Here is a 23,066-nt window from a genome sequence, read left to right as displayed (position 1 = left end):
TATATAGAAACGGGTGAGTTCCATTCATCGTCTAGTTGCAGATAAATTGAATATTTCTTATGGCGAGCATCTCATTGTGGAAAATTTGAATTTAAGCATTCCTACGGGTAAAATAACCGCCCTAGTAGGGGCCAATGGTTCCGGTAAATCCACAATTCTAAAATCTATGGCGAGAATTATGAAACCTCAGCGGGGAACCGTTTTGTTGGATGGGAAATCCATCCATAGTCAATCGACCAAAGAAGTGGCGAAGCAATTAGCCATTTTGCCGCAAAATCCGATTGCCCCAGAGGGCTTGACGGTGGCGGAGCTTGTCGGTTACGGGCGATTCCCTCATCAACGTGCAATGGGCTCATTATCGAAGGAAGATAACCAAATTATTGAATGGGCCATCGAAGTGACGGGCTTAATGCCGTTCGCTGATCGCCCTGTCGATCAGTTGTCAGGCGGACAGCGTCAACGCGCTTGGATCGCAATGGCTTTGGCGCAGCAAACGGATCTTTTATTTCTGGATGAACCTACTACTTTTCTGGATATGGCTCATCAGCTTGAGGTATTGAAGCTATTGGAAGGGCTGAACCGCGAGCAAGGACGAACGATTATTATGGTTGTGCATGATCTGAATCATGCTACTCGTTATGCGCAGCATGTGGTTGCTATTCAAGCGGGTAAAGTAATGCGTGAAGGTACGCCGGCTGAGGTTGTGACGAGTGAAACGCTGCGTGAAATATTTAATGTGGAGGCTGATATCGTTCCGGATCCACGTACAGGTGTCCCCATCTGTATTCCTTACGAATTAGCTGACAAGAACCACAGCCCAGAAGATAAGGGAGTAGTCTCTGTTCCGGAAAGCAAGAAGGCACTGGCTGCTGTTTAGTATCTGATCTGAACAGCGGTCGGCTAGTAGATGAGGCCTAGGGCTTCAGATGATGAAATAACCTCCAGTTGCACGTTTAACGTGGCACGGGAGGTTATTTGTGATTCGAGCTTTGGGAAAGCAGATTGCTGAGAGCGATGGATGGACCGGGAATCGCCAAGACCAAGGGGTTCTACGCTTTATCGACTGGACAAAAGATGCAAAAGTGCAGGTTTTTTCAACCAAATTGCTTGTTAGAGGGTAAAAGCCTGCGATAGTGCAGGCATTTTTACCCTTTTTGTTTGATAATAGAATATCAGCCGCAAAAAGATGCATATTTGCAGGAATATAGGACTGCTGCCTCAAAAACGGCTAAAAAGGATGCATAATTGCAGGCTTATCAAAACATCCGCATCCCCATTCGCCAGAAGCTACTTAAAGAACACTCGAATCCCCCGACCGCCAATAGCAGCAGTAAGTACGTCCGCATTCCAATCGCCATCTACTTAAAATAAGGGGAGATCAGCAATAAAAAAACCGTCACTCCCACACAAAAGTGGGGTGACGGCTTCCTTTGCTCATCTCACAAACATCTAAACGCGCTCAACCTTGAGCAGGTTGGTCGTGCCGGATTGACCGACAGGAACACCGGCGGAGACGACGGTCAGGTCGCCTTTTTTCACATAGCCAAGTGTTTCGGCTTGTTGAATAGCAGAACGGATCATCGCATCGGTGGACTCGCAGAATTCACCTAAGATCGGGATGACGCCTTGTACCATGCTCAATTGGCTGATCGCATATTGGCTGGCTGTTACCGCAATAATTGGCGCTTGCGGGCGGTATTTCGCGATCATCCGAGCGGTAAAGCCAGTCTCCGTTGGCGTCAAGATGGCTGCGGCGTTCAGCTTGTCAGAGGAAGATACGACAGCTTGGCAAAGGACCTCGGTCACTTCGTTGTTCGACTGAAGCTGAGCATCGATCAAGGAGCTGCGCTCCATGGTTTGCTCTACGCGTTCAGCGATCGTCGCCATCATGGTGACGGACTCAATCGGATACTTGCCTGCAGCAGTTTCGCCGGAGAGCATAACCACGTCGCTGCCATCCAGAACGGCATTCGCAACGTCGCTGACTTCAGCACGCGTTGGACGCGGATTGCGCTGCATGGAATCCAGCATTTGCGTCGCCGTGATAACCGGCTTGCCCGCCAAATTACAAGCGCGAATCATGTCTTTTTGCGCGATCGGAACTTCTTCGGTCGGAATTTCCACGCCGAGATCGCCGCGAGCGACCATGATGCCGTCGGAAGCTTCAAGAATCGAAGCGAAATTCGTCATGCCTTCTTCGTTCTCAATCTTAGAAATAATCGGCGTAAGCCCAGCGCCATGCTGTTCCAAAATCCCACGAACCTCACGCACATCGTTCCCGTTACGAACGAAAGACATCGCGACAATGGAGATGTTCTCTTCGACACCGAATTTGAGGTGCATAATATCACGCTCTGTAACGCCTGGAAGAGAAGTACGCACGCCCGGCAAGTTCACGCCTTTGCGTTGTTTCAAAACACTTTGATTCAGAACAACACAAGTCACTTCCGTGCCTTCGATCTTTTCAACGCGCAGCTCAATGGAGCCGTCATCAATCAGCACGAGATTGCCAGGCACGACATCTTGGGGAAGTCCTGGATAATTGACAGAGACACGGCTGGAATCACCGATAATTTGTTCAGTTGTCAGAACGAGCCGATCGCCATTTTGCAAATCGTAGGAAGCATCTTTCAACTGTCCGATACGGATTTCCGGTCCTTTGATATCCATAAGAATCGGAATGATAACTCCAAGCTCTTGAGCGGCTTGGCGAACGCGCTGAATACGGCCGCGGTGCTCATCCAAATCGCCATGTGCCATATTTAACCGCGCCACACTCATACCTGCACGGATAAGCTCTTTCAAAGTAGGGACGGAATCGCAAGCAGGGCCCATGGTGCAAATAATTTTCGTTTTACGCATTGTGTAGGACATCCTTTCATCGTGGACGAATCAATTTTGGCTTCATTATATGCCTAAATGCAGCGAGTTTCTATGAAATATAGTATGATATATGTACTATAGTATAGGAGTGGTGAGACCTTGATTGTAGCTGGCTTTTCCTATGATAAGAGTAGCAATTGGTACGCAGAGGAGCAGGAGGGCTGTTCGAATTGGACGCTGGTACTCGTCACTTATGGGCGATGCATCTACTGGATCAATGAGAAGAAACAGGTGCTGGAGAAGGGGCAATGGCTGCTTATTCCTAGTCAGGTCCCCTTTTATGGGCGAAGCGTTCCAACAATGATCCATGAAAAATATGTGGTACAATTCTCCTCGCTCGCAGCGGCGGATTCTTTCCCTCTTCTTCAACAGCAGCACTATACAACCCGATCTACGGGCAAGTATGAGCTTATCCTCGATCGCCTGCGCCTGATGCACCTACAGTGGCAAGACAAACAGCCCTATTATCGAACGCTGTGTGAAGCGCTGCTAAAAGAGCTGTTCGTTTATTTGCATCGTGAATGGGATGAAGCCGCTGCCTCAAAGGCGACCCTGCAGCTCGTGGAGCAGATGAAGGGGTACGTTCAGAGCCATTACCGGGAGCATGTGACCAAGGATGAGCTCGGTGCTTGCATCAGCCGATCTCCGAACTATGCAGCATCGCTTTTTCGCAAAGTGACGGGTCAGACGATCAGCGAATTCGTGCATGCGACCAGAATCAAAACAGCCGTATACATGCTTCGCCATTCCGCCTTAACGGTATCGGAGATATCCGAGTTTATCGGATATAATGACCCGTCCTATTTCTACCGGGTATTCAGGCGGCTGACGGGTTTGGTTCCCACTGATTTGGTATCGGACCGTGAAACCATTCGCAAATAACGCGACTACATCGTACCGCCGCCGCGGCGCACTTCGGAAGGGATTTGTTCAGGCCCTTTATCGATGTTCTGATAGATGAATGTGCCGACACTCGCTTCATCATATTTGACGAGCTGCATCGTTTTGGTCCAGGCCGTTACAACAACTTCCTTGTCGCTGGGCACGTCGGGGTTAGGGACAGCCAGAATGCCTGCACCGGCCTTTTTGAAATGGGTCAAATACTCCAATTGATCAAGCAATTCCTTTGGCGCATCCGGATGGTAATGAATAATAATATCGCCATGCTCCAAATTGTGCACCAGCTTTGCATAAGGCGGTCTTTCCTTATAAAATCCAAACTTCAAATCATGCGGGCTGTGTGTGCCAGAGGTCGGGATTTTCATCTCATAAGTCAACATCCCCTCGTCATGGCCGCGTCCGTAATCCTTATCCGTCGTGACCTGAATGGGGGCGTTATAATTTAATTTCTCAACACTATATTTGCCGGAGCTGCGCTGAATAAGTGAAGTTCCTACAAAGCAAAAAGCAACAATAACCAGCATGTGCGAGACGAAGAGCAAGGTTTTCCGCTTTTTGTTTTGGGCTTGTTTTTCTGCTTTTTTCAGTCGACTCGTATTCGCTTTGTGCGCTTTGGCAGAGAGGACGTACCCGATTATAGCAACAACAAAAAAGGCTAGGCCTATGTAAAGCAAAATAGCAATAAAATCTGTTCCCTGTGACATTGTGGAATGGTCCATGGATCTCATCAAACTCCTTTGAAAATAAATTTGCATTAGTACACTACGTATTGTAGTTTTAGGAGGGGCAGAAGTCAAATTTTAAACTAAAATAGGGCAGAGGTAATGGAGCAAGCTGAGTTTTTGAGCAAAAATAATTTTCCGAAAAAGATTGCCAAATATCGGTTAATCAGCTACAGTTAAGCCAAATGAATAGCAACACGGGTGCTTGATGAAGTCAGGCTGAGATAGTGGCCCTATGCCACTGACCGTTAATCTGATCTGGATAATGCCAGCGTAGAGAATGAAGTGCCTTTTTGTCTAGCACTAAGTTTATGCCTGCCGGTATTCGGTGGGCTTTTTTTACGTGTTCGCCTATCTCATTTTACAAAAACGTATCCACGAAAAGGAGTCGGAAATCAGATGGCGCAAAAAGAAACAGCAACACAGGGGTTAAAGTTGGCCGATATTTTGATCACGATCGTGATCGCAGCTGTATTTGGGGTGATTTATCGCATATGGGGGCCTATGTACGATATTTTGAAACCGATAGGTTTGCATGCGGAGCAGTTAAGCTACGGAATGTGGTTTATGGCGGCAACGTTTGCCTTTCTGATTATTCGTAAACCGGGAGTTGCTTTATTGGCTGAGGTGGCCGCGGCGACAATCGAGGCACTGTTCGGCGGTTCATGGGGCGTCTCCACGCTTGTCTATGGCATTTTGCAGGGGCTTGGCGCTGAAATCATTTTTGCTCTTTTCCTTTATCGCCGGGTGAATGTAGGTGTTACGATTTTGGCGGCATTCGCATCCGCTGCACTATCCTTGCTGGTTGACCAATATTATGGTTATATTGACCAGCTTACCTTCTGGAATTACTGCTTGTTCATCGGACTTCGCCTCTTGGGCAGTGCGCTGATTGCCGGCGTGTTCGCGTACTATTTGGCGGGTGCGCTGTCTCGCACAGGCGTGCTCAGCCTCATTCGTCCAGCTTCGAAGAAAGATTACGACGTATTGGGGTAAATGAGATGAGTGAAGGAATAGGCGTGACCAATCTAAGGTTAAAATATCCCGGAGAAGCCGCCCCCCTGTTATTTCAGGGGGTTTCCTTTTCTATTCAGCCAGGGGAAAAGGTGCTGCTTTTGGGACCAAGCGGCTCAGGCAAATCTACCTTGCTGCAAGTACTGAGCGGCATCGTTCCGGATATTATCGAAATACCGATGAAAGCAGATGAAATCCGCACACCTGCCAGGTGGGGCTATGTGTTTCAAGATCCCGATACCCAGTTCTGTATGCCTTATGTTGATGAGGAACTTGCTTTTGTGCTGGAAAATTTGCAAGTGCCGAGGGAACAGATGCCTGCTCGCATTGCACATTATTTGAGCCAAGTAGGGCTTGAGCTTGATGATGCTCATATTCTCATTGGACAGCTGTCACAAGGCATGAAACAGCGGTTAGCCATAGCAAGCGTACTTGCCTTGGAGCCAGAGGTGCTGTTTCTGGATGAGCCAACGGCATTGCTGGATGAAGAGGGCACACAGCAGGTGTGGGACACGATTCGTGAGATTAGTGCGGAGAAAACACTTGTTATCGTTGAACACAAAATCAGCGGAATTCTTGATCTGATTGATCGTCTCATCGTAATGTCTCCTGATGGGGAGCTGCTCGCCGATGGCCCTCCGCAAGAGGTGTTTCAGGCGTACAGGCAACAAATTGCGGAATACGGCATTTGGTATCCAGGTGTTTGGGATGATTATGAGCAAATGAATGCGAGAGCAGGCGGGGAGATGAGTACGGATAATCTGCCACCGGTCATGACATTTCGCGACTTTGTAGGGCTTCGTGGCGGACAAATCAAGACCTCTGTGGATAACTTGAACGTATATCCTGGAGACTGGATCACCGTCGTCGGAGCCAACGGGACAGGCAAAAGCTCGCTGCTGCTGGCCATCATGTGCCTCATCAAGACTGGAGGCGACTGCTGGATTGACGGCGCTAAGGGTTATAGAATCGAGCAGCTTGCGGAGCAGGTAGGCTTCGTCTTCCAGAACCCCGAATTCCAATTCGTGACGAATTCGGTGGAAGAAGAGCTGGCTTACTCCTTGCCAGAGGCGGAGAGCCGTGAAGCGCAATTAGCAGCCACTGAGCGGCTGCTGCGGGAGTACGACCTGCTCGCGCTGCGCGAGAGGCATCCGTTCCAGCTATCGATGGGCCAGAAGCGCAGGCTTAGTGTGGCGACCGCGATGGTTCGCGGCCCGCGCATCCTGCTGCTGGATGAGCCCACGTTCGGGCTCGATGCGCACGGTACGCTGCGCATGCTGCAGCAGCTGGAGCGGCTGCGGGCGAGCGGGACGGTGATCGTGATGGTCACCCACGATCCACAGATCGTTCAACGCTGGGCTACGCGCGTTTGGCAGGTTGAGGCAGGCCGTGTCACGGAAAGGGCGGCAGCGGAGCTGCCAGCCTCCCCAGTTCACGGCCGGGAAGGAGCACCGCAGCTATGCAAATAAGCTTCGTGTTTCGTGAAACCTGGCTTCACCGGGTGAATCCCGGTGTGAAGCTTGTCCTGTCCATCCTGATGTTCATCGTTGTTGTGTTCACACACAACCTGAACACCATGATGTATTTGACCTTGGGCGCCCTTCTGCCGCTCGCGTTTCTCTCGGGTCATGGGGCTAAGCGGTTGTTACTGTATACGTCACCGTTTTTGCTTATTTTCATATCCTCTGCGACAGGGATGATGATGTTCGGAAACGGAGAAACGCTGTGGTTCCAGTGGGGATTCATCCACATCACAGAAGAAAGCTTTTACCGCGGCCTCCATCTTGGATTTCGCGGACTGCAGGTTGCTGCGGTTGGGCTGCTGTTCAGCTTAACAACGCGTCCTGTGGCATTGTTTTACGCGATGATGCAGCAATGGAAGGTGGCGCCCCAATATGCTTACAGCTTCCTCGCCGCGATGCGCATGCTGCCGCTAATGCTGGAGGAGTTTCAAACCCTCCATTATGCGCTCAAGGTGAGAGGCAAGAGAAAGAAGCCAAACCTGCTTACGGGCTGGTACACAACGCTGCGCATGTATGCCATCCCTTTGCTTGCTCAAAGCATTCGCCGCGCGCACCGGACAGCTGTGGCTATGGAAGCGAAGCGTTTCTCCACAGGGGCCAAACGCACTTATTATTATCTGGCAGCCTATTCAATCTTGGATATCTATTATATCGTTTATTGGGCTTTACTTGTCATTCTGGCGCATTGGTTGGGGACGGCATGGCCGGTTGTGGATGCTTTTGACGTCCGATGACTTACCTTCATAGACCCCATTTCATGGATAGGGTTACTTCGCAACACGATTTCCCATTCGTTCGCGGATCAATCGTGAAATGAACGGTACTAGGCGTAAAGCTGGTGATGACGGCCGATTCACAGCCGAAAGTATGAACGATGCGGTCGACTTCCTTTTGATCGCCGGTCTGAGCATGGGTCATCATTTGCTGCGCGATAGCAGGTTCGGAGAGCTTGGCGGTAATGAGCGCGGCATCTTTTAATAAGGCTTGTGAAGATGACACAGAATGGTGAAGAATCTTCGTATCTATATGTGGATAATCCCGATTCCATAACGGGGATGGTGCTGTAACTGCTGCGTAGCAGGTAGGATGAATAACATATAAGCGATAAAGTGGCAGAAGATAGGGGAAATAGGCAGTGTGGTTGTATATCAACATCGAGGCGCCCCTTTTCTTGGTTTTCATGAGCACTAGCAATATATGTCGCATAGGGGCGATTGTGCATGGTTTATTGCGCCGCTGGTCAACAACAAAAAGCACCGCAAACCACAGGAATGTGGTTGCGGTGCTTTTATGTTTTTGCTTAAAGATTAAGGAGTAATCGTTACAAAGCTTGTTGCTGTTTGCCCAGAAGATGTAACTGCTGTTAATTCGAATGAGGTTACATTTCCAGTTACCACTACTTTGCCGGTAGGGTCAACGGATACGGAACCAACATCGCCTTTGGCAGCATCCCCTTTAATTTTATTGGTGGTGAAAGCTGTCCCAAGGGCAAAATTGTAATTAGCAACTTCAGCACCTTCATAAGTTTGGTCATAATTATCAGTGATAGTTAAATCCATTTTGTTGAAAGCATTAAAGCTTGTGCTGGCCGCGCCATTCATGCTTTGTTCAATTGTCGTATTGTCTGCTTTAATTTTTTTGGCTGCAACGGAGTCACTTTTCACTGTTACAGTGACGTGGAGCTGTTTAGCATTGCCGCTTCCAACTTGAACCATGACGCTAATATCAGCTGTGCCTGCTTTATTTCCAAGAATATACCCGCGATGCGTTGCAGAGTCTAGTCCTACTTTAACAACGCTAGGGTCAGAGGAGAAAATGGATTGTATAATTCCTGGAACGGCAACTTCCTCGCCGCCGGATGTTACTTTAATTTTAACTTCTTTAGCCAGCTTGCTTTTGGTTGGATCTTGAGCGGTAGCTTTATCGATGAAACCATCCGTGCCTGTTGCAGTGTCTGTCAGTCCGCTATCCAAAACATCTGCTAATGTGTAGCTGCCAACAAAGGATACGTTCCCAGAATTGCCGGAATTCCCAGTATTTCCAGAATCGCTCGGAGCCGCAGCGACGCTAAAGCTGGCAGTGCCTGTTTGAATCGCAGAAGCATCAAGCCCGCCAAGCGTAACCGTATAGTCACCCGCGGCAAGTGCAAGATCAGTTGTCAGTGTTACAGCTTGCGCGTCAGTGGACCATGTTGCCTTTGTAGGCACAACGGTTGAACCATTTTTCAAGACGAGTGTTGCTTTCGAAGTATCTACATTTCGGTTAAAAGTAACTTGTACGCTTTTCGTATCGGAACCTGCTGCGGCTTTAGTAATAGAAACAAGCGTTAACTTGTCAAAAGCCTGCTGAGCGGTATAAGAGCTCTGAACAAGATCAGCGCGGATAGCCAATTGGTCGCCGGTTTTCCCTGTTGGGTGTATCCCCAGATCAGTAGCTTGCTTAACGGCATCGGCATACCAAGGTGAACCTGTTGTGCTGACTTTTTTACCTAAGCCTTTGAGCAGCAAAGTATCTAATTGACCTGCTGTTACAGAGGCGCCTGGTTCGAATGTTGTATCAGTTACACCGTCGATAAGGCCGGCTTTTTTCGCTGCTTCAATATAAGGGATCGCCCAACCGTTTGCAGCATCCTCTGCATGAACGTCGGAGAAGCTGGATACCTTAACGGAAGGATCAACTTTCACATCATAAATAAGCGTAGCTACTTTTGCGAATTGAGCACGTGTCATATTTTGATTAATGCCGAAAGAGCTGTCCGAAACACCTTCGAAAATACCTTGTGTCAGCATAGCATCAATCTTGGCTTTCAATGCGGCATCCGCAGTGGACAGATCCGTGAAGTCAGCGCTTGTTTTCGTCGCGGCAGAAGCTGGATGCGAAAGGGTAGCTGATGCAAACAAAGAGAATGCCATTGCTGCAGTCGCGATCATCGTAAGTTTTTTCATAGTACCTCCTAGGATTAAATGAATTTTGAAAAAATAGGACTCTAGCAAGCTATCGAGTGTGTGCTTTTGTTGCTATAACTATACCTTGCACGATAGAGTACGTCATTGTCAAATTCTTGGCAATCTACGTACGAGAGTGCTAACCGTGGAAATTGTGCAAATGAGAATGATAATTAAACTCAATTACTAACTTTAAGTAAACCGCTTTACAAATGTAAGTGAAATAGATATAATGAACTCAGCATCATAAACGAGCGAAGGAGGCTGAGATCATGGGGAAATGCGCATGCGGAAACACACAAAGCGTAGAAGGTAACTGCGACGGTTCACACGCTAAAAAAGACAAATAAGTCTCGTACATATAGAAGTTTTAAAAAAGAACTCCTTAAGAATGGCTACATTCGGTGGAGTTCTTTTTGTTGTTAAGAAGAACTTATATGGTTTGGGTTCTGGGGCAGTTAGTTAGTGGACCGTTGCACGACAAACTAGCTCACTTCGAGCCAACTCGAGGTCGTTAAGGCTCTTTTTGATTTCCTCATCGTTGTGAAGGTCTGTATTGACCAGCAGCAGATAGGGGGATTCTAATATATGAAAGACGAATTAACCTCAAATTTGTTTGGAGAGCTAACTAAATTCAGATGGATAGAAAAATATGCTGGAAAATTTTCAGACAGCTATGCTATACTACACAAACAGGAGATGATCAGATGAATGCTAAAATGTCATTCCAAACGCTGAATCGACCCAAGCTGGTTGACGATGTTGTGAATCAATTGCAGAAGAAAATTTCAGAAGGCGAAATTAAGCCGGGTGAGAAGATTCCAACAGAGCCTGAACTGATGCAGCAATTCGGAGTGGGCCGTTCAACCATTCGCGAAGCGGTCAGGGTGCTTGTTCATGCGGGGCTGCTCGAAAAGAAGCAAGGTTTTGGCACCTTTTTGACAGCAAACACAGGTATACAAGAGCCTCTTGATCATAGGCTTCGCAGAGCCGAAATTCTGGAGGTCTATGAGGTTAGGAAAATGCTCGAGCTGGAAATTTCCCGACTAGCTGCTCAGCGCCGTAATGATCTCGATCTTGAGCAGATGCGCAATGCTTTGGATCAAAGACAAGAGTCTTTGGAGAAGGGCGATATGAGTAACTATTTGGTTTCAGATATGAAGTTCCATCTATCCATCGCTATCGCTAGCAAAAACAGCGTTGCTATCGACCTGTATCGGTCTTTTTCAACTGTCTTTCTTGAAGCTTCTCATAAATTGGTGAGCGTTCAGGATGTCCATGATCCCCACAATCTCCAGCACGAAAGCATGTATCAAGCCATTAAAGACAAGGATGTATCGGGTGCGGCTTACTGGACCCAGCAAAATCTAGATGACACGGTCACACAGCTTAAAAAGTATCTTAACCAGGAGTAGCTTCATTCTCCTCTCGTTTTAAACGTCAGATGATATGATGAAAGGGGTTCGAGGTCAAATGTCGAATTCAAGTATTGCACGTAATCAAACCGTTTTTGCCATTTTATTTTCAATCAGTTTGGTTCATTTATTAAATGATGCCATTCAATCTGCTATTCCTGCTGTTTTTCCGATTCTTCATACTTCTTTACAGCTTAGTTTTACCCAAATTGGGTGGATTGCTTTCACTCTCAACATCACGGCTTCCATGTTTCAACCCTTGATTGGTTTATATACGGACTCGAAGCCAAAGCCATTTCTGCTGCCCGCTGGGGTATTTTTCTCCCTTATAGGCGTAATTGTTCTGGCTGTTGCGTCTACGTTCATGCAAGTCATCCTCGCCGTTATTCTGGTCGGTCTAGGATCGTCGGTTCTTCATCCGGAAGCATCGCGTGTGGCTTATTTGGCCGCTGGGCCTCGTAGAGGGCTGGCGCAGTCGATTTTCCAAACCGGAGGCAACATTGGGCAGGCTTTGGCTCCCATTTTTACAGCGCTGATTTTTGTGCCTTTTGGTCAATTCGGTATCATCTGGTTTTCCATCGTGGCTGCTGTGGGGATTGTTGTACAGATTTTCGTTGCCAAATGGTATCGGAATGTCGGAAGACGTCCAGCTGTATCAAACAAAACAGAGGTTGTTCACAAGAAGCTTCCTCGTAAAACCGTGGCCTTCGCGATATCTATTCTGATTATGCTGTTATTTTCGAAGTTTGTTTATATGGCAAGCATGACAGGGTTCTACGCCTTTTATTTGATTGACCATAATCAGCTTTCAGTTGAAAAGGCGCAGCTCTTTATTTTCAGCTTGCTTGCTGCCGGTGCTTTGGGTACGTTCATGGGTGGCCCGCTGGCGGATCGCTTCGGAAGACGGAATATGATTTGGTTCTCGATTCTTGGAACAGCGCCGTTTTCGCTGCTTCTGCCGTATGCCAATTTGTTCTGGGCGGGTATTCTATGTGCCTGTATCGGGTTCATTCTGCTGTCAGGTTTCTCCGTTATTATCGTTTATGCGCAAGAACTGCTGCCTGGTAAAGTGGGGACTGTGTCTGGATTGTTTTTTGGCGTGGCATTTGGTCTTGGAGGGATTGGATCGGCTGTGCTTGGGATGTTGGCGGATGCGACAAGCATCTCATTTGTGATTAAGCTCTGTGCGTTCCTACCATTAATTGGTCTGCTGGCAGCTTTCCTTCCAACGGACAAGAAGTTGCATTTACAGGATGCTGAGCTGCTGCAACAAACAGCAGTCAAAGCCTAATTCAGAAGGAGCGAACCTAGGTGAGCGCGATTATTGAAATGAACAAGGTGTCTTGGTTTCGGGAAAATAAAACGATATTAAACCAAGTAGACTGGCAAGTTAGGCAGGGAGAGCATTGGGCTGTCCTGGGGTTGAACGGCTCAGGCAAAACGACGCTGCTCAATATGATTAATGGCTACATCTGGCCAAGCCAAGGCGATATGTCTGTACTGGGACATCCATTTGGCTCTGTTGATTTAAGAGATTTGCGGAAATCAATCGGCTGGGTGAGCTCATCCTTGCAAGAGAAACTGTATGCTTCTGATAAAACGCAGCATGTTGTTATTAGCGGCAAGCATGCCTCGATTGGACTTTATGAGAAACCGAGTGAAGAAGATTTCGAACGAGCTGTCCAGCTTATGCAGCGACTATCCTGCTATCATTTATACGATCGCACGTATCAATCCTGCTCCCAGGGTGAGAAGCAAAAGCTGCTCATAGCCCGTGCGTTAATGGCATCGCCGAAGCTGCTGATTTTGGATGAAGCGACGAATGGTCTCGACTTTCTTTCGCGGGAAGCATTACTGACCAGTGTCAATGAATTAGCACAGGGGCCGGATGCGCCTACCTTATTGTTTGTGACCCATCATATTGAGGAAATCCTTCCGGTCTTTAATCAATCGCTGTTGATTCGCCGTGGCGAGGTCTTTGCCAAAGGGAACTCGCGTGATGTGCTGTCCAGCGCTCGGTTGTCGTCCTTCTTCGAGACGCCGGTCGAAGTGAACTGGCAGAGTGAGCGTCCGTGGCTCTCGATTCCATCGAAGAAGGAATAGCGTAGAGCAAGCTTCTCATAATTCGGGTTTGCGCACGAAGCAGCAGACGTGTAACAATAGAGAAAGAAAACGCTGCAGGGAGTGGAAATCATGGATGTTAAGGAAGCAATACGTCATCGTCGCAGTATCGGTAAGGTCAAACAAGATCCTATCGATAAGTCGCTAATCGAAGAAATATTGGAAGCAGGCACTTGGGCGCCTAACCATTGTCAAACAGAGCCTTGGCGATTCTGGGTGATGACCGGGGAAGGCAGAGGGCTGCTAGGTCGTGGTTATGCCGCTGTAGCTTTGTCGGAAGCGAATCCTGACCTTTCTGCGGATGAACTTGCGAAGCTTGCGGGTGCTCAGGAGAGGAAAGCTTATCGTGCTCCTGTCGTTATTGCGGTTGCTGTAACTCCTTCGGCAACTCCTATCGTGCCAGAGATTGAGGAGTTCGCGGCCGCGCATTCGGCGGTGCAGAATATGCTGCTTACCGCTCATGCACTAGGGCTCGGCACGATTTGGCGCTCAGGCGCACCGACGTACCATGCCAAGATGCGGGAGACCTTCGAACTCTCCGGCAAAGAGGAGATGGTCGGTTTCATCTATCTGGGCTACCCGGATATGGAGCCGCAGAATGCCAAGCGCACGCCTTACGCGCAGAAGACGATTTGGGTAAGCGAGTAGCTGCTTGAACACGAGAAAAAGTTCACCGAAGTGTAAAAGCCTGCGAAAATACAGGATTTCCGGGTGAATTTGGTTGAAAAATGGAAATGCCTGCAATTGTGCAGGCATTTTTATCTTTTTCAGCCGCTCATCCAGAAAAAGCCTCAAAAACCTGCACAAACGCAGGAATTTAATCGTTGAGGCTATTTCATGAGCAAAATAGATGTATAATTGCAGGTTTAGAGAAGGCAACTGGAGCTAGAGTTCAGTTTGGTATAGGCACGATTGAGCTTCTCCGAATCCCAATCAAAAAAGCTGTCCCTCGAGTAGGTTTATCTACTCGAGGGACAGCCTCTTTTTTTATTCGCTATGACCACACAAGGGTCATGGCTTATTTCTTCAGCGCAACCGCAATCCTTGCGGCGGTTTGCGCATTGTGGTAAACGAGCGCGATGTTGGTTTCCAAGCTGCGGCCTTCCGTCAGCTGTTTAATGCGCGCTAGCAGGAAAGGCGTGACCTTTTTCCCGGTCACGTTCTGATCTTTGGCTTCAGCCAGCGCTTGCTGGATGACGCCTTCGATCTCTTGATGGTTCATCGCGGATTCCGCGGGAACCGGGTTGGCGATGATGGCGCCGCCAGCGATGCCAAGCTCCCACTTCGTGCGGAGCATGGCCGCAACTTCAGCTGCTTCATCGAGGCGGAAGTCTACGCCGTAGCCGCTTTCGCGTGCGTAGAAGGACGGGAACTCGCTCGTTTGGTAACCAACCACGGGAACGCCGTGGGTTTCCAAGTACTCGAGCGTACGGCCGATATCGAGAATCGACTTCACTCCTGCGCAGACAACGGCAACGTTAGTCTGTGCCAGCTCTGTCAAGTCAGCGGAGACGTCCATGGACACTTCGCCTTCACGGTGAACGCCGCCGATACCGCCAGTAGCGAACACTTCGATGCCGGCAAGCGCAGCGCCGATCATAGTAGCGGCTACGGTTGTAGCACCGATTTTGCCGGAGGACAGGATGTATCCGAAATCGCGGCGGCTGACTTTTTCAACTTGGCCATTTGTTGCAAAAGCTTCAAGTTCCTGCTCGTTAAGACCAATCTTGATTTTGCCGTCCATGATCCCGATTGTCGCTGGAACTGCACCGTTGTCGCGGATGATTTGCTCCACTTTTTTAGCCATTTCAATGTTTTGCGGATAAGGCATTCCATGAGAAATAATTGTTGTTTCCAGAGCGACAACCGGTTTATTGTTCGCTAAAGCTTCTTTGACCTCATCAGTAAATGTTAAGTAGGATGTATGCATAGTGGGATTAGTCTCCTTTAGTTAAAGTCATATGGATTTGGGCAAGACGTTCTTCCGTAAGCTCACTCGCGACAGACTGTGCGGTTTGCAGGGTGATATGTGAAGCTGCAAGCCCAAAGGAACAGGCTTCCATAAAAGTATGTTGATGCGCAATGCCATAAGCAATACCCGCTAAGAAGGCATCACCTGCTCCGGTAACCTCAACAACCTTGGTGGGAATAGGAGGGAAGTGTTTATCGCCTTCCTCGCCTACATATAGTACGCCCTCACCGCCGAGTGTAATGAACACATGTTTCACGCCTCGTTCGCGGATCGCTTCGGCTAACTGCCTATAGTCCGCATTAGCCTCTCTTGCGATGCCTGCTAACTGATAAGCTTCCTCCAAATTGGGGAATATAGCTGAAACGCCATGCAGCTGTTGTGGCAGCTTTTTGGCTTTCTCCGATGAGACCGGGTCAATGAATAGGACAATATTTTCTTCTTGGCAGCGTACTATTAATTCGCGCAAGGTGTCGGCCGGTAAATTGGTATCAGCAATAACCAGCGCAGATGAGGCAATGTGGGACCACTTGTCAATGAGTAGATTGGGCGTGCATTTATCATAAATATCCATGTTAGCAAAAGCCAAAAACATCTCGCCTGAGGCATCAAGCAAAGCGGTATAAGTCCCCGTGCTTTCGCCTTGCAAGGTAACGGCCTGACTAACATCAACGCCGCGTTTCCGCGTTTCGTCCAGTACCCACTGGCCAGCTTTATCATCCCCTACAACAGTCAGAAGTGCTGTCGGACATGCGAGCCCTGCGAGTGATTCTGCGATATTGCGGGCAACACCGCCGCAGGATTCTGACACAGTGACCGGATTCGAGGAAGCCAGACGAATGGCTTGCTTGCTCACAGCCTTGCTGTCCAGATTGGCTCCGCCAATACACGTGATCGTACGTGGCTCTGAGGTGACATAAGCGCGGCCGCGGATCGTGCCTTTCTTCGTCAACGCCGCGATATAGCCGGCAACAGCAGAACGGGAGATGCCAATGAGTGTGGCCATTTCATGCTGAGAGATGAAAGGATTTTGACGAATAAGCGCTAGAATTTGCTGTTCACGATCCATGAAATGGCTCCTTTCAATCAAGTGCTACGTTTATCTTACTCCCTTTTAAAACAAAAGTCTATAGTATAAACATATGTTTATTAACCTGTTTATGGAATGAAAAAGGAGCCTGTCCCCAGCTGGGAATCTTGCTCCTGTTAGCCAATGATCAAAAAATTACTTGGAATGCGGAGAATCCGAGCGTCTGCTGAGCCCTAGCATACCAAGCAACCCTAGCAGTCCTAAGTAATTCCAACCTGACGAAGTCTTTTCGTTGTTCGAATTCAATGTCTGATCAGGGACATTTAAAGCTTTGAAAGAAGTAGGAGGTGTAAGACCATAGGCCGCGGCGTGATTGCTTAGGCTGTTTTGCGTTTCTATTCGGGCGTCCACACCAGGCATGCCAAACGGATTTGTTTGAAAGAAAGTTGGCGAGCCTTGTTTAGCGGTTTCCCAGCTTGCCGTCTGGGCCATCATTTGCTGATTATGGGGATGTGTCCGATAACGATGAGCTCCAAGCAGGGTGGTTATACACAGAAAAGAGATCAAAGCTAGTTTTATAAAACGCGGGAACATGATTCATACCTCCAAGCCCTTGTTGAATGGTGGTCTGTAAATGCAGGTAAGGATATATTCCCCTATGTACAGAATCTTATGTATGGGATAGAAGCTCCCTTTCCAAGGTCATATCGACGGTCTCATCATTTGATGATACGATGTGGACAAAACGGCAGTAGAACTGCAAGGAGAATGAAAGATGAAGAATGAAGTCAATCCTATCCTTCAGTTGCCTGATGCGATATGGGAAGCATATGATCTGGCCGTAGATAAAATTAACAAGAATGAACAGCTCCGCGAGCATGCTTCGCTATGTCATCATCGTCTGCTTCAACTCATTGAAGGCGACAGCAATTCCGATGAACTTATCCCACTTCTATGTTCCGTAGAATCAGAAATGGGGGAGCAAGCAGGGATGTTTGCTGCTGTGGCGATCTTTGCCATAATCCCTTTTGTTCAAAAACAGTATAGGGCTATTGGAGTTCCATTTCCTATACTCGTTGATACGTTTACTGACATTCACGTGTGGATGAAGGATTACTACGGCAAGCATGGACGATGGGGGCTTAGCCAGATCGGTTGGATTCTTAATCATGTTCAGTGCCGCTTATTCAAGATAGGTAGGTTGCAATACATCCATAAGCCGCGCTGGGAAATGAAAGTATGGGTTTACCTTCATCATGGAACGGGCCATCTGCAAATAGTTGCTAATGTAAAGAAGCCAACTTCTCACGAAATCGTGGGCAACCCAATTTCTTCGGAAGCAGTGGTCATGCCGCATACGATCCGGCTTGATCCGCAAGTATGGAAGCTCGTACTGTTCGAGGATACGCCTGTTCTTGAGGTGCACGTTCAGGAAGGAGGCAAGCTGAGCTCGGAGTTGTGCAGGGAATCGATGAACGAGGCTGTTCACTTCTTTGCAACCTATTTTCCGGACAAAAAGTTTGCTGCGTTCGTATGTTCATCCTGGTTGTTGGGACCTTCCTTGCGTCAAGTCCTCTCTTCAGAGTCCAACATTGTTCAATTTCAGAAGCTTTTTACACTTGTGCATGCGGTTGTGGATGAGGATGAAATCTTTCAGCGAGTGTTCGGTGAAAAGCCGGTGGATCTGCAATCCGCGCCTCGCACCTCAAGCCTGCAGCGCGCCGTGCTGGATTACGCGATAAGTGGAAAAGATTTTGATCATGGCGTGGGTTTCCTGTATCTTGATGAGACTATGCAGGCAGGTATCGGCAGGTAGAGAACAATATGAAAAGGAGCTGCCCTCAAGTAGATTTACCTACTTGTTGGGCAGCTCCTTTTTATTTATTTAGTAACCGTCACTTGAACCGTAGTTCTCATGTTGGAATAGGAAACCGTAATTCTAGCTGTTCCTTTACCTGTTGCTCGGATGACGCCATCTTTCACATCCGCGATCATGATGTTGGAGGAAGTCCATAGACTAGGCTTGGTTACATCTTCTTCCGTGCCGTCTGTGTAAGTGCCTATTGCTTCAATTTTAGCTGTTTTGCCTTCTTGAAGCTCAACCTTTACAATATCCGTTTTCAGATATTTGAGGGAATCGATTTCTATCGGAATTGCCACCATTTTGCCGCCGAAGGAGCCGGTAATGGTTGTTTTACCTGAGGCTGTTGCTGTGAAAAGTCCATTCGCAACCGTTCCAAGCTTGTATGCGGATACTTTCCAAGTTGCGATTTCTGTGACATCTTTGATGGTCCCATCCGTCAATGTCGCTTTGAGCCTTACTTGGACTTGGTCACCGCTTTTGGTAACGATGAAAGTCTTATCAGCTACTAAGGCCTGGATCACACCGATTTCGACGGGAATGGTCACCGTTTTGCCGCCATATACCGCTGAAATGGTTGTTTTCCCTCGGGATACCGGTGTAACAACCCCTTTGGTAACTGTTGCGATTGCACTGTTGCTGGTTTTCCACTCGGCTTCATTCGTAACGGTGCGTGAAGCCCCATCCGAATCTACCGCCGTTAATACGATGGATCTTGTTTCATTTAAGTCAAAAACAAGATTGGTGACGTTCGCCGTAAGATCGTTGGCCATGTCGACTTGGACGGTCAACGTAATCGTTTTGCTGTCCAGCTGCGCCGAAAGCGTGGATTCTCCTGATGCGACAGCTTTCACTTTTCCTGCTTCAACGGTAGCTGCTTTGACATTGCTGCTTGTCCAGATCACGTCGGAAGTTACATCTTTGGTTGAATCATCTGTATATACGGCAGTTGCTTTCAAAGTAACGGCATCGCCTTTTTTCATGACCAGCTTTTCTGGACTGATGGTCAGACTCTTCAGAACGCCTACCGATACTTGAATAGCCGCGGTACGCGTACCATATTTCGCTGTAATTGTTGCCGCGCCTGTTGCAATACCGGAGATATCCCCGTTGCGTGTTTCTGCGACTTCTTTGGAGCTTGTCGTCCACTCTGCTTTGGAGGAGACATCAACTTCTCGACCGTCTTTGAAATAGGCCGTCAAGACAATCTGCTCAGAGCCGCCAATTTGCAGATTGACGATTTTCTTGCTTGGCTTGATCATTGTCGGGATGTCCACTTCAACCTTGGTTGTTGTCGTTTTGCCGCCATACGTTGCGGTTACTGTAGCAATACCTGGTTTATAGGCAGTTACTTTGCCTTTGGTGACAAAAGCAATCGAATCATCATCTACGGTCCAAGTAACCCCATCGGTAACTGTGGAAGTTGTTCCATCGGCATACGTAGCAGTGAGACTAAGTGTTTGTTCTTGACCCGTTTGCATGCTTAGAAGGTCTTTATTAACAACGAGTCGACGAGGAACTTCAACGTCCACGTTCGCTGTAATGACCTTCTCGCCATATTTGGCAGAAATCGTGGCTTCACCAATAGCAATGGCAGAAACCGTTCCTTTGGTTACTTGCACGATGTTGGCATCGCTGGAAGTCCACTCCGCACGGTCTGAAATATCTTCCTTTGTGCCATTTGCATAAGTGGCAGTCAACTTAAGCGTACCTGTTGCATTTTTCTTCAATAGGATGCTTTGCTTGTCTAATTCGAGTTTGAGAGTACTATCTACATCGACTTTAATTGTTGTTGTTTTTGTGCCGTATTTAGCGGTTAAGCTCGCTGTCCCAGCACTGTAGCCAGTGACTGTACCTTTGATGGCATCGGCTACGTTCTCTTTGTCAGTTGTCCACTCGGCTTTCTCGGAAACGTCAGCAACTGTACCATCGGGATATGTCGCCATAAGTTTAATTTTCTCTGTGCCTTTAACCAGGAGAGAAATTTCTGATTTCTCAGCATCAATGCGTCGCACAACCTCTACATCAACTGGCAGGGTCAACGATTGGTTCATGTACTTAATTGTTATGATTGCACTGCCGGGATTCTGACCTTTAACTAATCCGTTCGTCACGGTAATGATAGAGCTTGAATCTACGGTATAATCCGCCTTGCTGGTTACATCCTCGGATGTTCCATCATCGTAATAGGCTGTAATTACGAGTTGCTCGGTTCCATTCAAACGAAGATCCAAAGAGGTCTTATTTTTGGTTAATGATTTGACCTTCTTGCTGACCGTGACATTCACAATTTCGGTTTTACCCATATACGTAGCAGTAATAACTGCTTTGCCTTCTTTCTTAGCGGTCACGACGCCTGCATAGACGGACGCAACATCTGGCGTACCGGAATTCCAATCGGTCTTGACGGTTGCATCTACTGTAGAGCCGCTTACGAAAATAGCGGTTGCCGTCAATTTTTCGGTACCTCCGACCTGCAGCGAGAGCTCGTTTTTATTCATGACGAGTTTGGAAATTTCATCAGCAGCCAACGCGATTCCTGATACTAAGGTTTGACTCGCAAGGATGAAAATAATAACCATCGACAACCACTTACTGTGTCTAGATTTCACGCTCTGTTTCCTCCTGTTGTTCCCTTATATATAAAATGCTAAGAAAATTATGGAACTCTATTATTATCGGCTTTCCGAAGGAGAAAGTGAATAGAAGTCACAATAAATACCTGTATTCATCCAGCGGATATTAAAGGTAACAGCCATATAGCAATGCAACTAAAAACAACAAAATAAGTATAATAACATAATATTAATATTGATTTTATTTGAACTTTACAAATCTATGCTACAGTTAGTTTATGTGGTAATCATTGACAAAGAGAGGGAGAAGAAAATGAGGGTTTATCAGGTGAAGCGAATAGCTGCGGATATGAAAATAAGCAATAAAATATTGGCTTTGAATGTAGTAGCGGTTGTTTTTCTCATTATATTGACGGTGACCAGTTTCTTTTTCCTGAGAAATATGAACAGCAATGCGGAAAGTATGTATGAAAATGATTATTTGCCTACAACCTGGATCAATCAAGTGGAGAGCAATGTCCATACGATGAATAACAGTCTTCTGGAATTGATTTTAACTCCTGATGCCCACTACAAGGATGTCCTGGACAATGAGATGTCCAAAGTTCGTGGGCAAACGAACCAATTGCTGAAGGATTATGAGATATCGCTGCAGGGAGAGCCGGTGGCGGAGCTATGGATGTCCAAGCTTAACAAAGCTTTGCTCGATTACGAGGAGGATAAGCAAAAGGTAAAAGCATTATCAGCCGCAGGCCAGGAAAAAGAAGCTTATTCCTATTATAAGTCACATATCAAAAGCACAATGGAAGACATCAATAGTTACATGGACAGCTTGCAGCAAGATCGGCTAGAGATCTCTGAGGTTCTGAATAAGGAGCGTAAACATCAGTATAAGACTTTGATATGGACGCTGATTGTGTCCTCTCTGATAGCAGTCGCCGTCTTCTATTCAATTGGCAGGTGGATATCTACCCTGATTGTTAAACCGTTGAGAGCGATGCAGACACTTATGGCGGAAGCGGAGGCGGGCAATCTTTCTCTGCAAGAGGACAGCGGCATCGCCAAAGATGAGGTCGGCATGCTGAATCGTTCATTCCATGCCATGCTTGTCAGCCTGCGGGCATTCATCGGGGATGTGCAGCGTGGCGCGCATGTACTTGCGCAGCAAGCTGAGCAGTTTGCCGGCCATGCGGAGCAAAGCAAACTGGCGGCCGAAACCATTGCGGCATCAACGGACGTCTTCGCTGAAGGCATACAGAAGCAAGTGACAATTGCCACAGAGACGCTAATGACCATACAAGTTATGAAAGAGGAGATGGCTGTCATCCAAGGAGACAGTCTTCATATGGCGCAGCTTGCCGAGACGGCTGCTGATTCTTCTCTTGCAGGAATGGACTCCGTTCAGATGATGAGAGAGCGAATTGGACTTGTCTTCAATGAGGTGTCGGCGGCCGGAACGATCGTGGGTGAGCTTCGCTCCAGCTGTGGAGAAATCAGCTCGATTACTTCCGTTATTGCAGAAATTGCAGAGCAGACGAATTTATTGGCTCTGAATGCAGCGATTGAAGCGGCTAGAGCGGGGGATAGCGGAAAAGGCTTCAGTGTTGTCGCTGAAGAGGTCCGCAAGCTGGCTGCCCAAACGAACGAGGCTGCTAAGCAGATTGCACGTCTTTTGCATGAGATAGAGTGCAAAACGGGAGCCGTCAACAAGGTGATGACCCAAGGGATGAAACTTACGGAAGATGGCGTGAATGCCTCTCAGCAAGTGAACGACTCGCTTGTTTTTATGAAGGAAGCATTTGACGGAGTTTCGCAAAAGGTGGAGGATGTGGGCGCAGCCATTGCACATGTGACAACGCGCAGCGATGAAGTTGTTAGGCAAATGGAACGGGTAACGGCATCTGCCAATCAGGGAGCGGTATCGAGCCAAGACTCTGCCTCAGCGAATGAAGAGCAGCTCGCGATGATGGAGGAGATTTCATTTTCCTCCAAACTGTTGTCTGATATGGCTGAGCAGCTTCAGCAAGCGGTTGTTCGTTTCCGGATATGAAGAAAAGAGGATTTCCCAGTCGCGAAGAGGGAATCCTCTTTTCTTTGCCCGTATCAG

The 23,066-nt window shown here is 47.7% G+C and carries 21 protein-coding genes and 1 riboswitch; of the genes, 13 read left to right on the top strand and 8 right to left on the bottom strand.

Features of this window, described 5'->3' with window-relative positions:
* Positions 1-22 precede the first annotated feature (22 nt).
* Both BC351_RS09510 and BC351_RS42140 read left to right on the top strand, forming a co-directional pair.
* Positions 23-877 carry an ABC transporter ATP-binding protein gene (locus BC351_RS09510; protein ID WP_079411173.1) on the top strand — a complete coding sequence of 285 codons (855 nt, stop codon included), beginning with the start codon at positions 23-25 and terminating at the stop codon, positions 875-877.
* 100 nt (positions 878-977) lie between these two features.
* On the top strand, positions 978-1,121 hold the full coding sequence (locus BC351_RS42140; RefSeq protein WP_158082030.1) for a hypothetical protein: 144 nt from the start codon (positions 978-980) through the stop codon (positions 1,119-1,121).
* 328 nt (positions 1,122-1,449) lie between these two features.
* Here the strand turns inward: BC351_RS42140 and pyk are convergent, their stop codons facing one another.
* Positions 1,450-2,862, bottom strand: a complete 1,413-nt coding sequence (pyk, locus tag BC351_RS09505) for a pyruvate kinase (RefSeq protein WP_079411123.1) — start codon at positions 2,860-2,862, stop codon at positions 1,450-1,452.
* A 120-nt stretch (positions 2,863-2,982) separates the two neighbouring features.
* Here pyk and BC351_RS09500 point away from each other — a divergent pair, with 120 nt between their 5' ends.
* Positions 2,983-3,765 (top strand): AraC family transcriptional regulator, encoded by a 783-nt coding sequence (locus tag BC351_RS09500; protein ID WP_079411121.1) that lies wholly within the window; start codon positions 2,983-2,985, stop codon positions 3,763-3,765.
* A gap of 5 nt (positions 3,766-3,770) precedes the next feature.
* On the opposite strand, the gene BC351_RS09495 is transcribed toward BC351_RS09500, so the two are convergent.
* Positions 3,771-4,502, bottom strand: a complete 732-nt coding sequence (locus BC351_RS09495; RefSeq protein ID WP_158082029.1) for a DUF3105 domain-containing protein — start codon at positions 4,500-4,502, stop codon at positions 3,771-3,773.
* 190 nt (positions 4,503-4,692) lie between these two features.
* Positions 4,693-4,802: riboswitch (TPP riboswitch) on the top strand.
* Between the two features lie 102 nt (positions 4,803-4,904).
* Between BC351_RS09495 and BC351_RS09490 the strand changes: the two genes are divergently transcribed.
* From BC351_RS09490 to BC351_RS09480, 3 genes are read left to right on the top strand one after another with little or no spacing between them, the layout of a single operon-like run.
* Complete coding sequence (locus BC351_RS09490; protein ID WP_079411116.1) at positions 4,905-5,501, top strand: ECF transporter S component; 597 nt, start codon at positions 4,905-4,907, stop codon at positions 5,499-5,501.
* Positions 5,502-5,506: 5 nt separating this feature from the next.
* Positions 5,507-6,988, top strand: a complete 1,482-nt coding sequence (locus tag BC351_RS09485; protein WP_079411114.1) for an ABC transporter ATP-binding protein — start codon at positions 5,507-5,509, stop codon at positions 6,986-6,988.
* Positions 6,979-7,776 (top strand): energy-coupling factor transporter transmembrane component T family protein, encoded by a 798-nt coding sequence (locus BC351_RS09480; RefSeq protein ID WP_079411112.1) that lies wholly within the window; start codon positions 6,979-6,981, stop codon positions 7,774-7,776. The genes BC351_RS09485 and BC351_RS09480 overlap by 10 nt, the downstream gene beginning before the upstream one ends.
* A 7-nt stretch (positions 7,777-7,783) precedes the next feature.
* Here BC351_RS09480 and BC351_RS09475 read toward each other — a convergent pair whose 3' ends face one another.
* Together BC351_RS09475 and BC351_RS09470 are read right to left on the bottom strand one after the other, a co-directional pair.
* Positions 7,784-8,197 carry a YuzC family spore coat inner layer protein gene (locus BC351_RS09475; protein WP_079411109.1) on the bottom strand — a complete coding sequence of 138 codons (414 nt, stop codon included), beginning with the start codon at positions 8,195-8,197 and terminating at the stop codon, positions 7,784-7,786.
* A 152-nt stretch (positions 8,198-8,349) separates the two neighbouring features.
* Positions 8,350-9,987 carry an S-layer homology domain-containing protein gene (locus tag BC351_RS09470; RefSeq protein ID WP_079411107.1) on the bottom strand — a complete coding sequence of 546 codons (1,638 nt, stop codon included), beginning with the start codon at positions 9,985-9,987 and terminating at the stop codon, positions 8,350-8,352.
* Positions 9,988-10,575: 588 nt separating this feature from the next.
* Here BC351_RS09470 and BC351_RS43860 point away from each other — a divergent pair.
* The 5 genes from BC351_RS43860 to BC351_RS09450 all read left to right on the top strand — a co-directional run bounded on the left by BC351_RS43860 (position 10,576) and on the right by BC351_RS09450 (position 14,171).
* Positions 10,576-10,698 (top strand): hypothetical protein, encoded by a 123-nt coding sequence (locus BC351_RS43860; protein WP_279628325.1) that lies wholly within the window; start codon positions 10,576-10,578, stop codon positions 10,696-10,698.
* Positions 10,695-11,402 carry a FadR/GntR family transcriptional regulator gene (locus BC351_RS09465; protein WP_079411105.1) on the top strand — a complete coding sequence of 236 codons (708 nt, stop codon included), beginning with the start codon at positions 10,695-10,697 and terminating at the stop codon, positions 11,400-11,402. The genes BC351_RS43860 and BC351_RS09465 overlap by 4 nt, the downstream gene beginning before the upstream one ends.
* Positions 11,403-11,460: 58 nt before the next feature.
* Positions 11,461-12,693 carry an MFS transporter gene (locus BC351_RS09460; protein WP_079411103.1) on the top strand — a complete coding sequence of 411 codons (1,233 nt, stop codon included), beginning with the start codon at positions 11,461-11,463 and terminating at the stop codon, positions 12,691-12,693.
* A 38-nt stretch (positions 12,694-12,731) separates the two neighbouring features.
* On the top strand, positions 12,732-13,505 hold the full coding sequence (locus BC351_RS09455; RefSeq protein WP_425270911.1) for an ABC transporter ATP-binding protein: 774 nt from the start codon (positions 12,732-12,734) through the stop codon (positions 13,503-13,505).
* A gap of 90 nt (positions 13,506-13,595) precedes the next feature.
* Positions 13,596-14,171: a nitroreductase family protein gene (locus BC351_RS09450; RefSeq protein ID WP_079411101.1), complete on the top strand. Its 576-nt coding sequence runs from the start codon at positions 13,596-13,598 to the stop codon at positions 14,169-14,171.
* A gap of 370 nt (positions 14,172-14,541) precedes the next feature.
* Here BC351_RS09450 and BC351_RS09445 read toward each other — a convergent pair whose 3' ends face one another.
* From BC351_RS09445 to BC351_RS09435, 3 genes are all read right to left on the bottom strand, one after another.
* Positions 14,542-15,453: a pseudouridine-5'-phosphate glycosidase gene (locus tag BC351_RS09445; RefSeq protein WP_079411100.1), complete on the bottom strand. Its 912-nt coding sequence runs from the start codon at positions 15,451-15,453 to the stop codon at positions 14,542-14,544.
* 7 nt (positions 15,454-15,460) lie between these two features.
* Complete coding sequence (locus tag BC351_RS09440) at positions 15,461-16,561, bottom strand: carbohydrate kinase (protein WP_079411098.1); 1,101 nt, start codon at positions 16,559-16,561, stop codon at positions 15,461-15,463.
* Positions 16,562-16,717: 156 nt separating this feature from the next.
* Entirely contained in the window at positions 16,718-17,116 is a 399-nt protein-coding gene (locus BC351_RS09435) for a hypothetical protein (protein ID WP_079411096.1), read from the bottom strand.
* Between the two features lie 181 nt (positions 17,117-17,297).
* Between BC351_RS09435 and BC351_RS09430 the strand changes: the two genes are divergently transcribed.
* Positions 17,298-18,338: an acyltransferase domain-containing protein gene (locus BC351_RS09430; protein WP_079411094.1), complete on the top strand. Its 1,041-nt coding sequence runs from the start codon at positions 17,298-17,300 to the stop codon at positions 18,336-18,338.
* 65 nt (positions 18,339-18,403) lie between these two features.
* Here the strand turns inward: BC351_RS09430 and BC351_RS09425 are convergent, their stop codons facing one another.
* Positions 18,404-20,995, bottom strand: a complete 2,592-nt coding sequence (locus tag BC351_RS09425) for an Ig-like domain-containing protein (protein WP_244208936.1) — start codon at positions 20,993-20,995, stop codon at positions 18,404-18,406.
* Positions 20,996-21,272: 277 nt separating this feature from the next.
* Here BC351_RS09425 and BC351_RS09420 point away from each other — a divergent pair, with 277 nt between their 5' ends.
* The gene (locus BC351_RS09420) at positions 21,273-23,009 is read left to right on the top strand and encodes a methyl-accepting chemotaxis protein (RefSeq protein WP_158082028.1); all 1,737 of its coding nucleotides are present in this window, start codon (positions 21,273-21,275) and stop codon (positions 23,007-23,009) included.
* Positions 23,010-23,066 lie beyond the last annotated feature (57 nt).

Origin of the sequence: Paenibacillus ferrarius (genome assembly GCF_002027705.1) — a bacterium.
GTDB lineage: Bacteria > Bacillota > Bacilli > Paenibacillales > NBRC-103111 > Paenibacillus_E > Paenibacillus_E ferrarius.
This window is presented reverse-complemented; position numbering and strand designations above follow the sequence as displayed.